We start from the raw sequence: 14,245 nt of genomic DNA, 5'->3' as shown, positions 1-14,245 counted from the left end.
TATCAATTATTGTCAAAGTAATTTTTGCCTTTTACTTGACATAAGTAGAGGTAGATCACTGTAATGGGGTAGTGATATAACAGGAGATAAACATGGAAAAAGAATCAGGCAAATGGATCATGTATGGTGTAGCCTGGGATGATCCGGAATGTATTCACACAATAGATGAGGCAATAGAGTATATAAATGAGATTGGCTTCCTGCCGCTTTTTAGAAACGATATACCGGGATTTTCGCTGGAAGAGCGAACCGTGCCGGAGTACTGGTGGTGTGAGAATGTTGACAGAGATCCATGGATGTGGCGGGCGGTTATCGCCAGAAGACATGATATCGTATATGGCAAGTTTTTTAATAAAAAGGCAGGTTTTATATCGAGAAAATGGCTTCCGGTATTTGCTAATTACCGGCGGGATGGATATGATTTTGAAGCACTGTATGAAGATGGAAAAGCTCCGAATAAGAATAAAAAGATCATGGATCATTTCATGGAAGAACATGTGGATGCAGAACTGTATTCCAACGAACTGAAGAAAATGGCAGGATATGGAAAAGACGGCGAAAAGGGATTTGATGGAGCTGTCACAAATCTTATGATGCAGATGTACCTTTGTAATTGCGACTTCAGAAAACGTGTAAATAAAAAAGGACTGGAGTATGGCTGGGATGTAGCGGTTTACTCGTCCTTGGAACATATCTATGGGTATGATTATGTAACATCCTGTTACAAGGATGATCCGCAGGAGTCCTGGAATATGATCATCCGGCATATGCATGATATTTATCCGATCGCAACAGATATGCAGATAAAAAAGCTTTTGAAATAGATTCAAGGTTAATAATCTGATGATATTTCAGTAAATAGCCTGATGAATTTTCTTGCTTGACAAATCATCTTTTTGTGCTATACTTCATACCAACAGAATAGTAAAAAATAAGTACGCAAGGGTGTGTTACATCGGTTGCGTACTTTTTTTGTTTTATGAAATACAAGGGAGGTGAAACTGGTGAAGACCCTTGAAACAAATGACTGGCTGGTCATGAACAGTATCATATACAAGATCTACACAATCGGTGATTTTGATGCCATGCGGACACAGTTTCTGGAACAGATCAAGACCGTCATAGATTTTGACAGTGCAGATTTTTATCTGGCATCATCAAATGAAAAAGAAAATCTGGAACGTCCGGTATTCCTCAACTGTGATGAAGACTTGTCAGATATTTATGAGAATATGGATTACAGCCGTGGTATTATGTTCAGCGGCAGGAGTATGGTATATCGGGAAACTGATATTATATCGGATGAGAAAAGAGTTCAAACTGAATATTATCAAAGAGTATATAAGCCAAATAACTGGCATTACGCGTTACAAATGATATTTGGAAGAAACAAACATTTTCTGGGCGTGGTGACATTATATAGGACGATTGGTAAAGAGGACTTTACATATGAAGATGTATTCCTGATGGATATGCTTAAGGATCATATGGCATACCGGTTGTCACAGGACAGAAACAATCAGATGACCAGTCAGGAGAAACTGACGCTGACACAGGCAGTAAAGACCTATGATCTGACGAAGCGGGAGCAGACCATATTGCAGCTTTTGCTGCAGGGAATGGAGAATACGGAGATCTGTGACCGTTTATCCATAACGGTAAATACACTAAAGAAGCATATTTTAAATATTTACAGGAAACTGGGAATCCGAAACCGTGTTCAGATGTTTAAACTGATTAAAGAAAAAGAGTAGTTAATACCATAAAAGTAGTAAAAAAATGGTAATCCTGTTCTATTGAAGAATTAATTTGAAAGTAGTATATTTTCGTTAACAAGCAAAGAAGCTGTTCAGAGATGAACGGCTCTTTTTTGTTATATTAGTTGTATGTTGCAGATTGGAGGAAGAAAGAATGAAAGAAATCATATTAATAATCAGACCGGAAAAGCTGGAAGTATTAAAAAGCATATTGGATGAGAAGAATTGTGGTGGTATGACGATCTCAACCGTTATGGGATGCGGAACACAGAAAGGAACTGTTGAGGGCGTAAATGAGATTAAAGGCTTTAAAACTACGATCAACCTTCTTCCAAAAGTAAGAGTTGAAGTAGTAGTTGAAGATTCCAAGGTAGAACAGATTATTCTGGATGTCAGAGAAAAGGTAGCTACCGGACATGTCGGAGATGGTAAGATCTTCATTCGAAATATCGAAGAGGCTATACGAATCCGTACCGGTGAACGAGGAGAAAAAGCATTATAGAGAAATTTGAAAAAGAGGTGATATGATTTGGCAAATGTTATAGTTGATATCAAAGACGTAAATAAAATATACGGAACAAATCATGTTGTAAAAGATCTGAATCTGCAGGTAGAGGAAGGCGAGTTCCTGACATTGCTTGGATCATCCGGATGCGGCAAGACGACAACGCTTCGTATGATCGCAGGATTTGAAGAACCGACGACAGGCTCCATTCAGGTAGAAGGGAAGCCGATTGAAGATAAAGAGCCATTTGAGAGAAATGTAAACACTGTCTTTCAGAGTTACGCTTTATTTCCACATAAGACCATATATGACAACGTAGCATATGGTCTTAAGATGAAAAAGGTTCCAAAGAAAGAGATCAAAGAACGGGTAACGGAGATGTTAGAGATGGTTCAGTTATCCGGATTTGAGAAGCGGTATCCAAGTCAGTTGTCCGGTGGACAGAAGCAGCGAGTTGCGATTGCAAGAGCGTTGATCAATCGTCCGAAGGTTCTGCTGTTGGATGAGCCGCTTGGTGCATTGGATCTGAAGCTTAGAAAACAGATGCAGCTGGAACTGAAACGGCTGCAGAAGAAATTACATATCACATTTATCTATGTTACACATGATCAGGAAGAAGCGCTTACGATGAGCGATAGGATAGCCATTATGCATGATGGTGTCATGGATCAGATCGGATCACCGACAGACATCTATGAAAGACCGGCAACCAAGTTCGTAGCAACCTTCATCGGAGAGACAAATGTATTTGACGGAACGATCAAATTGATCGCAAACGGAAAAGCGGTTATTGGAATTGAAAATGGAGATGTAACAACCTCCGGCTCCGTGACCGAGACAGAGGAAAAGAACACCGGATTTTCAGTTGGTGAATTTGTAACCGTTTCTGTTCGACCGGAAAAGCTTCATTTTTCGGCAGAACCGGTAGAGGGCTTCAGCGTACCGGCACTGGTCAAGGATTATATTTATGTTGGCTCAGTCGTCAAGTGTCTGGCGGTTCTTCCAAATGGAAATGAAGTAAAGATGGAACGTCTGGCAGGCGAAGAACTTCCAAAATCCGGTGACAAAGTATTTATCTGCTGGAATCCGGAGGATGCGGTATTGATCCACAGTCTGGATAACAGCTTCTATCAGAGTATGGAAAATATAACACTGGCATAAGGAGGTGTTTGATATGAATAAAAAGAGATTCAGAGAAAAGACACTTCCGGCAACGATCATGGTAGGGCCGGTGACCTTATGGCTGATCCTGTTGGTAGCAGTTCCACTCATCTATATACTGGTCATGAGTTTTTGCAGTATTGATCAGTATTACAATGTAACATTTCAGTTCACATTCGATAATTACAAACATCTGGTGGACAGTTCTTATATTAAGATCTATGTTCAGTCACTTGTGATTGCATTGCTTACAACCGTGATCTGTATCGTGCTTGCATATCCGTTTACCTATATTATTGCAAGGACAAAGAGCAGATCAAAGAACCTGTTATATATGCTGGTTATTATTCCATTCTGGACGAATTCACTGATCCGTATCTATGGATGGAAGACATTCCTTGGTTCGTCCGGTTGGTTGAATACCGTGCTTATGAAGCTGCATCTGATATCAGAGCCATTGAACCTCTTATATAACCAGGGAACTACTGTATTTGGTATGGTGTACTGCCTGTTCCCATTTATGGTACTTCCGCTTTATACTGCGATCGGTAAGCTAGATCATACTTTATTGGAGGCTTCCTCTGATCTTGGAGCTAAGGGCTGGCGGACTTTCTTTGAAGTGATCCTGCCGCTGACAGCCAGCGGAATTTTCTCCGGCTGTATCATGGTATTTATCCCATGTCTTGGATATTTCTTTGTATCGAATATCTTAGGTGGTGGAAATGCAGATGTTATTGGTAACCTGATCGAGCGCCAGTTCAAGAGTGGAAATAACTGGCCTCTTGGTGCAGCCTTATCCATCATATTAATTGTTGTCACATTGATCCTCGTCAAACTGTACCAGAAGACAGGCGGCGATATGGATAGTCTGGGGGTGTAAACGATGAGCAGAAAAGCAAAAGTAAGAACAAAGAGTATTCTTTCAAAGATCTTTTGTTCTCTGATTTATATTGTATTGTTTATGCCGATTGCAGTTGTTGTAGTGAATTCCTTTAATGCAACGACATCAAAACCATATCTGACCTGGAAGGGGTTTACATTTGACTGGTATGTGAAATTGTTTGAAAATCAGTCGCTTCTTACATCCTTTGGCAATACGATGATCATAGCATTGGTCACAACTGTACTTTCAACGATTATAGGTACGCTCGGTGCGATCGGAATGTACAAATATAAATTCAAAGGAAAAGGGATCATAGACGGACTTTTATATATCCCGGTCGTTATTCCTGAGATTGTAATGGGTATATCCTTACTTACGGTATTCGCAAAGGTCTCGATCCCAAGAGGTATGCTTACATTGATCATTGCACATATCACCTTCTGTGTGCCATATGTTATCTTCAATGTCAGGGCAAGATTATCCGGCTATGATATTTCGATTGAAGAAGCAAGTATGGATCTGGGAGCTAACCGCATCCGTACATTCTGGGAGATCACACTTCCGGTTTTAAGACCCGGCATTACAGCCGGTGCATTACTGGCATTTACGTTATCGCTTGATGACGTTATCATAAGCTACTTTGTAAATGGTAATACGATGACTTATCCGTTACAGGTTATGGCAAGTATTAAGAGTGGAGTAGCACCTGATGTAAATGCATTATCAGCACTGATCTTAGCAGGCACGATCATCTTTGTTGTCCTGACTCAGGGCAATCTGTTTAAGAAGAAAAAACAGTAGCTGTATAGAATGAAACAGTAAACAATTTATAGAAGTAACCGAACAAGGTTCAAGAGTAGAAGGGAGACATAATTATGAAGAAAAACAGAAAAAGAGCAGTAAGTATTGCATTATCACTTGTTCTTGCAATGACAGCAGTAAATATCACAGGCTGTGGTAAGAAAGCAGACAGTACAAACGGAGAGTTAAACCTGTTCATCTGGACAGAGTATGTACCGGATGAAGTAATTAAGGATTTTGAAAAAGAATATGGAATTAAAGTAAATGTATCAACATTCTCATCCAATGAGGATATGCTTGCAAAGGTAAAATCAGAGGATGAAGGAACTTATGATATCGTACAGCCGAGTGACTATATGGTAGAATCCATGATCGCTCAGGGAATGCTTGAGAAGTTGGATCAGGATGCACTTACCAATCTGTCAAATATTGGTAGTCAGTATCTGGATCCTACATATGATCCGGGCAATGTCTACTCCGTTCCTTATCAGGGTGGTGTGGCAGCGATCGCAGTCAACACCGACAAGGTATCAACAGATATTAAGGGATACGCAGATCTCTTTGATCCTTCATTAAAAGGACAGATCGTAGCACTGGATGACTATAGAGCAGTTATCGGTATGACGGAGAGAAGCATGGGACTCAGCATGAATGAAACAGATACAGCAAAGCTTGCCGAGGTTGAAACGAAGCTTCTGACATTAAAGGATAATATCGCAGTATATGACAGTGACAGTCCAAAGTCATCTCTGATCAGCGGAGATTGTAATGTTGGTTACTGCTGGGCTGCTGAAGTAGCGCTTGCTATGGATGAGAACCCATCAATCAAGATTGTATTCCCTGAAGAGGGCGCATATAAATTCATTGATAACTGGGCAATCGCAAAGGGTGCCAAGAACTATGATAATGCAATGAAATTCATCAACTATATGTGTGATCCGGATGTTGCTACAAAGGTTATGGCGGAATACCCATATCTGAATGCGAATGCAACTGCAGTGGAGGCAAATGAAGATTACAGGAACAATGAAGCAAAGAATATACCGGCTGAGGTATTTGAAAAAGGTGAATTTGTTGGAAATCTTGATACAGATACATTGACTGTTTACAACGATATATGGAACAAATTAAAGCAGTAATACAAAACGGAAAAAGGCAGACAAAAAAGTTGATCAGGAGGAGTAAGATATATGGAACCAAAAAAGATGTATATTGATGGTGAGTGGGTAACAGGAAGTATGGAAAAGCCGTTTGACGTTATCAATCCGGCGACCGGAGAAGTGCTCGCGCAGGTCTATGAAAGCAGTGTAGAAGATGCCAGACGTGCGATCGCTGCGGCAAAGAAATCATTTTACCAGACAAGAGAGTGGCGTGATATGGATTCCCAGACCAGAAGTGATATGATTCTAAAGATCGCAGATCTGATCGACAAATATGCCGATGAACTGGCAATGCTGGATACTCTGGATAATGGTAAGCCGCTTCGTGAAGCAGAAGGAGATATCAGTGATGGTATTCATTGCTTCCGTTATTACGCAGGTCTTTGCAAGACTCCGCATGGTGGTGTATATGAGGTAAATGATGGATTTGGCAAGATGCATTCATATGAGACCAGAGAGCCGGTCGGTGTCTGTGTGCAGATCACTCCATGGAATTATCCGTTTTTGATGTCTGTCTGGAAGCTGGCGCCTGCACTTGCAGCAGGAAACAGTATCGTGTTTAAACCAAGTCCAAAGGCTCCGCTTTCAACAATCCGGTTATTCGAGATCTTTGAAGAAGCAGGACTTCCGAAGGGCTGCGTCAATCTGTTACAGGGTGATGCTGAGGTCGGAACGGAAATGGGCGAGAATACCGATGTTGATATGATCACATTTACAGGAAGTACCAGAGTCGGTCAGAGCCTGATGAAAGCAGCCGCTACAAATGTGAAGAAGATCGGACTGGAGCTTGGTGGTAAATCACCAAATGTCATTTTCACAGATGCAGATCTGGATGGCGCTGTAGAGTGGGCAATGATCGGTATTTTCTTCAATCAGGGCGAGGTATGCGCCGCAGGATCCAGAATCATCATAGAAGAAAGCATCCATGATGAATTTGTTGCCAGATTAAAGAAAAAGGCGGAAGCCATGACGATCGGCAATCCGGTGAACAATCCGGATATCGGACCAGTCATTACGGAAAAGGATATGGAGAAAGTTCTGTCTTACATAAAGAGTGGTATCGAGGAAGGCGCAACACTTGTAACAGGTGGTGAGCGCTATACAGAAGGAGAATGTGCAAAGGGCTACTTTGTACGTCCAACGATCTTTGATAATTGTACTTCGGATATGAAGATCGTCCGTGAGGAGATCTTTGGTCCGGTTGTCAGTATCCAGACCTTTAAGACAGAGGAAGAAGCGATTGCGATGGCCAATGATACCGTATATGGTCTTGCCGGAGCTGTATTTACTTCCGATATAACCAGAGCACATCGTGTGATCAGTGAGCTTCGCGCAGGTATCACATGGATCAACTGCTACAACCCAACCTTTAATGAAGCACCTTGGGGCGGCTATAAGATGAGCGGTATCGGCAGAGAGCTTGGCGTTCATGGTATCGAGGAATATCAGGAGGTTAAGCAGATCAATATCAATTTGAACCCGGGTATTGTAGGCTGGTATGAACACTAGATAAAACAGACCGTTCACTTTCTGAAAAATGAAGGTGGGCGGTTTTTTATTGCTTTTTAATGCGTTTCAAATACCGACTGATTTGGCGAATAACAGAAATAGGGTAGAAAATGATACTTCGATAGAGGTATGACGATGGAATTACAAGTCAGTTATATGAGCTAAATATACTTATATTTAATTATATATAATAGATAAATGGTAGATAAATGGTATAAATTAGTAATTGAAAAAGAGCATGAGATACGATAATATACAGACATAGAAGCAAAGGAGCTTGTGAACAGGTCACAGGCTCCTTTTTTTCAGTTTAATGGCCGTAAAATTTATACTTCAATCAATGATTGTAAATGTTCATGGAAAGGTTGTGTTAGGTAACATACAGGATCAGACAGACACATTATAACACGAATATATTTTAAGGAGGATTTTAATATGAGTTATGAACAGGTAAGTAAGGATTTGGAAAAGGTAATTGGTTATATCCATTCAGATGAATTAACAGATGATGAAAAGAAATTAATGACAGAACAGACATTAGATTATTTTGATAATTATGTAAGCCCGGGCTGGTTAAAATACAGAAAGTCAGTATCTACCAACTCAGCAGTGCTTGAGTGGAAAGATCATGACGGCGTATGTGATGGTTTATATGGTGAAGAATTCATTGACTGTCTTGGTGGTTTCGGTATTTATACATGTGGTCATAGAAATCCGGAGATCCTTGATACCGTAAAGGCACAGCTTGATCATCAGGCGCTTCATTCACAGGAGCTGTTGGATCCGCTTCGTGGATATCTTGCAAAGGCAGTTGCAGATATCACACCGGGTGATCTTCAGTATTGTTTCTTTACAAATGGTGGTGCAGAGGCAGTCGAAATGGCATTGAAGCTTGCCAGAATCGCAACAGGCGGAAGATGGTATATCTCAACCGTTGGTGCATTCCATGGTAAATCAATGGGTGCAATCTCAATGGGTGGTAAGAATACATACAGAGTTCCATATACACCTATGGTACAGCAGGTACAGCATGTAGAATATGGTAATGCAGAGGATGCAAGAAAGGCAATCCGTAACCTGATCGCTGTTGGTGAAAAGGTTGCAGCCATGATCGTTGAACCAATTCAGGGCGAGGCTGGTGTTATCGTTCCACCGGAAGGATATCTGACAGAGTTAAGACAGATCTGTGATGAGTATGGTGTAGCGTTGATCTTTGATGAGATCCAGACAGGTATGGGTCGTACCGGTACAATGTGGAGATGCGAAGCAGAAGGCGTAACACCGGATATCATGACATTCGGTAAAGCATTTGGTGGTGGTATCATGCCAATCACAGGTATTATCTGTAAGCCATCCATGTGGGTACAGCAGTTGATCGACAACCCATGGTTACTTGGTTCTCCTACATTTGGTGGTAACCCTGTATGTTGTTCGGCAGCGATCGCAACGATCAAATACATGATTGATAATGATATTCCAGGACAGTGTGCAAGCAAAGGTAAGATCTTAAAGGCAGGACTTGAAAGTCTGAAGGCAAAATATCCTGAGATCATCGATGATGTCAGAGGCGTAGGTCTGATGCTTGCTGTTGAGTTTGTTACATCTGATATCGGTTACAGCATCGCAAAGGGCTTGTTCTCAAGAGGTGTTATGACAGCCGGAACACTTGTAAACTCCAAGTGTATCCGTTTCGAGCCGACAGCGGTTATTACTGAGGAACAGATCGCAGCCGTTATCGAGCGTATGGATGCAGCACTTGCTGATACAAAGAAAGAATATAATCTGTAAATTCATCGGTATATCGTGATGGAAAATCATCTGACCATAGTATAGGCAATGATTTTTCGGATGAATAGAATGGGCAAAGTACATATAAGACTACCGTTTATTCGGATACAGATTTGATCGTCAGTTGAAACTGTTATGATCAGACTGCCGGATGGACGGTAGTTTTGTTTTATAGAAATATTTATCCTGTAAAGCAATTTTGTTCTGGGGGTAAAAGAGTCGAAGCGGCTCTTTGTATTTATACATAAATAGGGTATAATAAAGCTATTCATTCTATATGGGGAGGTATATACAGATGAGAAAATTAAAGATCACATTTAACGCGCCGGTGACGCTGGGCTTTGTATTTATTTGTTTTGTTGTAACTCTGCTTGGGGTTCTGACCGGTGGCGGAAGTACCCGGTTATTATTTATGACGTATCATTCATCGCTTACAAATCCACTCACATATCTGCGATTCTTTACACATGTATTCGGGCATGCAGGATGGAGTCATTTTATCGGAAATGCCTCCTATCTGTTATTGCTTGGACCGATGTTAGAAGAAAAATATGGTTCGAAAGAAATGTTGGAAGTGATCGGTGTAACAGCACTTGCGACCGGTATTGTGAATTACATCTTTTTCTGGAATGTAGCACTTTGTGGAGCGAGTGGTGTCGTATTTGCATTTATCGTGCTGGCGTCCTTTACCGGATTCCGAGCAGGCGAAATTCCGTTATCCTTTATTCTGGTTGCGATCATCTTTATCGGACAGCAGGTATATGAAGGTATCGCAGTACAGGACAATATCTCGAATATGGCACATATCGTTGGCGGTATTGTGGGTGCAGTTGTCGGATATAATCTGAACCGGAAATAAACGGTGTGATATTTGCAAGGGAGGACTTCTCAAATGAATCGAACATGTGAAATACATGACACCATATTGCAGGATGATCTGAAATTGAGAGAAAGACCGCTTAAGGTTCTGGCGGCTGTTGATTCTTTTAAGGGCAGTATGACATCTGTTCAGGCAGGCATGGCAGTTAAAAAAGGTCTGGAGAAAAATTATAAGAATCGTGAGATCGAAGTGGTTCCGGTTGCAGATGGCGGAGAGGGAACCATGGATGCGATCGCCTATGGAAAATCGAACATGAAACGTCATACAGTTAATGTAACAGGACCGCTTGGACAGGTCGTAAAGGCTTCTTATATCAGTTATGATGAAGCAGGAGAAAAAGTAGCATTGATCGAGATGGCAGAGGCAGCAGGACTTCCGCTTGTACCGGAGTCTGCCAGAAATCCGCTGCATACAACTACATATGGAGTAGGCGAGATGATAAAGGATGCCATGCTGCATGGATGCCGGAGCTTTATTATAGGGATTGGCGGAAGTGCAACAAATGATGCCGGGATCGGAATGCTGCAGGCACTTGGATGCCATTTCCTTGACGAACATGGGAATGAAGTTTGCTTTGGAGCAGAAGGACTTTCCAAAGTATGCGGGATTCACATAGAAGATATGTTACCGGAGCTTTCAGTATGTTCATTTCAGATTGCCTGTGACGTTACAAATCCGCTGGTTGGAGAGAATGGATGCAGCCATATCTTTGCACCGCAAAAGGGAGCAGATGCTCAGATGGTAGAGAACATGGAGAAATCCATGGTGCGTTATGCAGATCTGGTAGAACAGCAGAACTGGTCAGGCTGTAAGCAGGATAAAGTGCAAAAGAATACAGACCCGGAGAAGTGTCAGATGGACAGCATAATAAATCGTATGACACCGGGAGCAGGTGCAGCAGGCGGTCTTGGATATGCATTTCTAATGTTCCTGCATGCAAGATTACGACCGGGAATTGATATAGTATTTGATGAGATCCATTTAAAAGAAAAAATAAAAAATGTCGATCTGGTTATTACCGGAGAGGGCAGGATGGATGCGCAGACGTTAATGGGAAAAACCCCGGCAGGCGTAGCAAAACTTGCAAAAGCACAGAAGAAAAAAGTGGTTGCATTTGCAGGCTGCTTCGGGGAAGGCATCGAACAATGTATGGAGAGCGGCTTGTTTGATGCATGTTATTCCATAACCGACGGACTTTCCGAAGAGGAACGAGGGAGAGCCATGCAGACAGAATGTGCCATGCAGAATATGGAACGAGCTGTGGAGGAGAAACTATAGCAAATAAGAAAGCCTGAATAGAGCAGTAAACTCTATTTAGGCTTTTTATGTAAGAACATTTAAAAGTCATATGACACTGTTAAGATAGGCGCAAGGAGGTAAGAAATATGACATATCAGATACTGATGATTGAAGATGATGAACAGATCTGCGAAGTAGTGAAAGATTATTTTACCAGAGAAAGCGAAAATGAGATTGTAGTACGGACGGCACAGAACGGACAGGATGGGCTGGATTTATTTGAGACGGAACGGGTGGATCTTGTATTGTTAGACATCATGCTTCCGGGAATGGATGGCTTTGCGATCTGCCGGGAGATGCGCAGGACGAGCATGGTTCCGATCCTGTTTTTAACAGCCAGAAGTTCCGAACGGGATATCCTGCTTGGCTATGATCTCGGCTGTGACGATTATATCATCAAACCATTTTCTCTTGTGACCTTATATGCGAAATGCAAGGCACTGATCAGACGGTCAAAGGATCTTAGCAGAACCGGAGAGCTGGTCTGTGGCAGGATACATATGAAGCCATCGGAGTATAGGGTTCTTGTGGATTCTCAGGAAATAGAACTTGCGCCAAAAGAGTTTGCATTGTTGCGGATGTTGCTTGAGAACAAAAATAAGACTGTGGCAAGAGAACGGCTGCTGATCGGTGTATGGGGTTATGATTATGAAGGCAGTGATCGTTGTGTGGATAATCACATTCGAAAGATTCGAAAACATCTTGGAAGTGCAGGAAAGCAGATTAAAACAGTGATAGGAAATGGATATCAGATACGGGGTGACGACGATGAAAAAGAACAAAAAGAATGATAAAAAAAGAAATGCATTATTGTCGGAGCGGCAGAAAAGAAAAAGACAAAAGATAAAAAGAAAATGGATATGGATTTCATCTGGCATTATAGCAGTCAGCATAATATTGTATCTGCTGGTGATCGGTTATTACAGAAATCAGGTCAATCTGGAATTAAAAGAATATTTTCAGGTATCAACAAATAGTGTCAGTGCAAGTTTGGCTGAATGTCAGGAAGATATTGCAGGTATGACAGATATAGAGGAAGTCCGTAATAGAATACAGGAGATCTTTGCGGAGGAAAATACACCATATTTTTTGACAGCAGTTTACAGGCGGCATTTGGAAAGCTCAGATGCAGTAGACAATATAGAAGAAAAAGACGATGTAAATGCTGCAGATGAAAATCAAGAAACAGAAACTACGAAGCATACAGACGAAAATGATACAGAAAAATTAGAACAACAGGTACAGGATATAGAGGATGATATGGAGCAGATGCAGTCCGAAGTACAGATGTATTCACCGATTATGCCTTCTTTCCGGCAGGTGGTTCAAAATGCTGATGCAGGGGAATTTGCATGGAGTCTTCATGGCAGAGTAGATGATGCCAATCAGTATAGTAAGACGAGCAGGTATTTGCTGGCTAAGATGGAGACTTATGGAGCACATCCCGCAGATATAACAGAGAGTATAAGTGGTTGTTTGGGTGGAAACTATTATTTTAAAAGCCAGTATGTTGTTTTTGACAATGATATATATTATATCGTATCCGCTATGTATGCAGATCCATTTGGCTGGCATACAGAAGGTATCTGGTTATTTTATGGAGGGCTTGCAGTTGTATTTCTCATTATAATTGCAACGATCTTGACTGCGTTTATATCCTGTAGACGGACATTTTCACAGATGGAAGATGCAGAGAGAAAAGAAACGGTTATTACAGCACTTGCACATGATGTAAAAAGTCCATTGATGGCAATTTCCGGGTATGCAGAGAATCTGAAACAGTTAAACCAGACAGGAGAGTGCCGGCATTACATAGATGTTATTTTGGAAAATACATCTTACATGAATGAACTTTTATGTCAGTTAAGCGAGTATATCAAGCTTGGTAAAATGGAAGCGTTACAGACAGAGTCTGTAAGCATCGAACAGATATGGGAGCCGTTACAGGAACGGTATCAGAATCTTCTGGATGAAAAAGGTCTGGAGGTAAGAATGTCAGGAAACTGTACGGTAAAAGGTGATCCGCTGATGCTTTCCCATATGTTAGAGAATCTGTTTGTAAATGCAATTAAGTATTCACTGAAAGGAAGTGTGATCCGGCTGGTATTAAAGGAAGATCATCTGATCCTTAGCAATCCGATGGAACAGTCGATTACAACCGATCCGGAGGAGTTATGGAAGCCATTTGTAAAGGGAGACGAAGCAAGAACCGGCAGAAACGGAAGCGGAATCGGATTGAGCATCGTGCAGGAGATCATGCAGATATTTGGCTACCACGGAAGTTTAAAAACAGAAGACGGTGAATTTGAAATAATGATTTATTTTTAAATAGAGAGTAGAAATTTTAAATAGTAGATTGACAGTGGTCTTACTATTATGTAACAAGCCTATCCACTCTGTGTAACTTCGAACTAACCTCGATTAAGTCGAGCTAAGGTCTCAGTTACGAATGTCGGTACTTGGGCAGCGTATTTTGCTGCCTTATGTACCGCTACATGAGGA

General features: G+C 41.3%; 13 protein-coding genes. All 13 read left to right on the top strand.

The annotated features are described in order from the left end of the window. Positions 1 to 92 precede the first annotated feature (92 nt). The 13 genes from DWW85_RS04625 to DWW85_RS04565 all read left to right on the top strand — a co-directional run bounded on the left by DWW85_RS04625 (position 93) and on the right by DWW85_RS04565 (position 14,071). Positions 93 to 824, top strand: a complete 732-nt coding sequence (locus DWW85_RS04625; protein WP_117807666.1) for a hypothetical protein — start codon at positions 93 to 95, stop codon at positions 822 to 824. A gap of 180 nt (positions 825 to 1,004) precedes the next feature. Next, the gene (locus DWW85_RS04620) at positions 1,005 to 1,754 is read left to right on the top strand and encodes a helix-turn-helix transcriptional regulator (RefSeq protein ID WP_117807665.1); all 750 of its coding nucleotides are present in this window, start codon (positions 1,005 to 1,007) and stop codon (positions 1,752 to 1,754) included. Between the two features lie 157 nt (positions 1,755 to 1,911). Beyond that, complete coding sequence (locus DWW85_RS04615; protein ID WP_008402823.1) at positions 1,912 to 2,259, top strand: P-II family nitrogen regulator; 348 nt, start codon at positions 1,912 to 1,914, stop codon at positions 2,257 to 2,259. Positions 2,260 to 2,286: 27 nt separating this feature from the next. Continuing rightward, on the top strand, positions 2,287 to 3,423 hold the full coding sequence (locus tag DWW85_RS04610; protein WP_117807664.1) for an ABC transporter ATP-binding protein: 1,137 nt from the start codon (positions 2,287 to 2,289) through the stop codon (positions 3,421 to 3,423). Between the two features lie 13 nt (positions 3,424 to 3,436). Next, on the top strand, positions 3,437 to 4,303 hold the full coding sequence (locus tag DWW85_RS04605; RefSeq protein ID WP_117784924.1) for an ABC transporter permease: 867 nt from the start codon (positions 3,437 to 3,439) through the stop codon (positions 4,301 to 4,303). 3 nt (positions 4,304 to 4,306) lie between these two features. Further along, a complete protein-coding gene (locus tag DWW85_RS04600; protein WP_117807663.1) occupies positions 4,307 to 5,107 on the top strand; it encodes an ABC transporter permease in 801 nt (266 codons plus the stop codon). A 74-nt stretch (positions 5,108 to 5,181) separates the two neighbouring features. Continuing rightward, the gene (locus tag DWW85_RS04595; RefSeq protein WP_117807662.1) at positions 5,182 to 6,246 is read left to right on the top strand and encodes a spermidine/putrescine ABC transporter substrate-binding protein; all 1,065 of its coding nucleotides are present in this window, start codon (positions 5,182 to 5,184) and stop codon (positions 6,244 to 6,246) included. Positions 6,247 to 6,297: 51 nt separating this feature from the next. Then, positions 6,298 to 7,776, top strand: a complete 1,479-nt coding sequence (locus tag DWW85_RS04590; protein WP_117807661.1) for an aldehyde dehydrogenase family protein — start codon at positions 6,298 to 6,300, stop codon at positions 7,774 to 7,776. A 435-nt stretch (positions 7,777 to 8,211) separates the two neighbouring features. Continuing rightward, positions 8,212 to 9,564, top strand: coding sequence for a putrescine aminotransferase (locus DWW85_RS04585; protein WP_008402829.1), 1,353 nt, complete (start codon positions 8,212 to 8,214; stop codon positions 9,562 to 9,564). A 295-nt stretch (positions 9,565 to 9,859) separates the two neighbouring features. Then, on the top strand, positions 9,860 to 10,423 hold the full coding sequence (locus tag DWW85_RS04580) for a rhomboid family intramembrane serine protease (protein WP_117807660.1): 564 nt from the start codon (positions 9,860 to 9,862) through the stop codon (positions 10,421 to 10,423). Positions 10,424 to 10,456: 33 nt separating this feature from the next. Next, complete coding sequence (locus tag DWW85_RS04575) at positions 10,457 to 11,722, top strand: glycerate kinase (RefSeq protein ID WP_226801000.1); 1,266 nt, start codon at positions 10,457 to 10,459, stop codon at positions 11,720 to 11,722. Between the two features lie 107 nt (positions 11,723 to 11,829). Next, positions 11,830 to 12,534, top strand: a complete 705-nt coding sequence (locus DWW85_RS04570) for a response regulator transcription factor (protein ID WP_117807659.1) — start codon at positions 11,830 to 11,832, stop codon at positions 12,532 to 12,534. Further along, positions 12,512 to 14,071 carry a HAMP domain-containing sensor histidine kinase gene (locus tag DWW85_RS04565; RefSeq protein WP_181986497.1) on the top strand — a complete coding sequence of 520 codons (1,560 nt, stop codon included), beginning with the start codon at positions 12,512 to 12,514 and terminating at the stop codon, positions 14,069 to 14,071. The genes DWW85_RS04570 and DWW85_RS04565 overlap by 23 nt, the downstream gene beginning before the upstream one ends. The last annotated feature ends 174 nt before the right edge of the window (positions 14,072 to 14,245 follow it).

It is taken from the genome of Clostridium sp. AF17-21AC (assembly GCF_003461365.1).
Lineage (GTDB): Bacteria > Bacillota > Clostridia > Lachnospirales > Lachnospiraceae > Coprococcus > Coprococcus ammoniilyticus.
This window is presented reverse-complemented; position numbering and strand designations above follow the sequence as displayed.

Excerpts from the sequence above, each read along its gene's own strand:
- DWW85_RS04625 (WP_117807666.1), top strand. The coding sequence starts at position 93 with ATGGAAAAAGAATCAGGCAAATGGATCATGTATGGTGTAGCCTGGGAT.
- DWW85_RS04615 (WP_008402823.1), top strand. The coding sequence starts at position 1,912 with ATGAAAGAAATCATATTAATAATCAGACCGGAAAAGCTGGAAGTATTA.
- DWW85_RS04605 (WP_117784924.1), top strand. The coding sequence starts at position 3,437 with ATGAATAAAAAGAGATTCAGAGAAAAGACACTTCCGGCAACGATCATG.
- DWW85_RS04600 (WP_117807663.1), top strand. The coding sequence starts at position 4,307 with ATGAGCAGAAAAGCAAAAGTAAGAACAAAGAGTATTCTTTCAAAGATC.
- DWW85_RS04595 (WP_117807662.1), top strand. The coding sequence starts at position 5,182 with ATGAAGAAAAACAGAAAAAGAGCAGTAAGTATTGCATTATCACTTGTT.
- DWW85_RS04590 (WP_117807661.1), top strand. The coding sequence starts at position 6,298 with ATGGAACCAAAAAAGATGTATATTGATGGTGAGTGGGTAACAGGAAGT.
- DWW85_RS04585 (WP_008402829.1), top strand. The coding sequence starts at position 8,212 with ATGAGTTATGAACAGGTAAGTAAGGATTTGGAAAAGGTAATTGGTTAT.
- DWW85_RS04580 (WP_117807660.1), top strand. The coding sequence starts at position 9,860 with ATGAGAAAATTAAAGATCACATTTAACGCGCCGGTGACGCTGGGCTTT.
- DWW85_RS04575 (WP_226801000.1), top strand. The coding sequence starts at position 10,457 with ATGAATCGAACATGTGAAATACATGACACCATATTGCAGGATGATCTG.
- DWW85_RS04570 (WP_117807659.1), top strand. The coding sequence starts at position 11,830 with ATGACATATCAGATACTGATGATTGAAGATGATGAACAGATCTGCGAA.
- DWW85_RS04565 (WP_181986497.1), top strand. The coding sequence starts at position 12,512 with ATGAAAAAGAACAAAAAGAATGATAAAAAAAGAAATGCATTATTGTCG.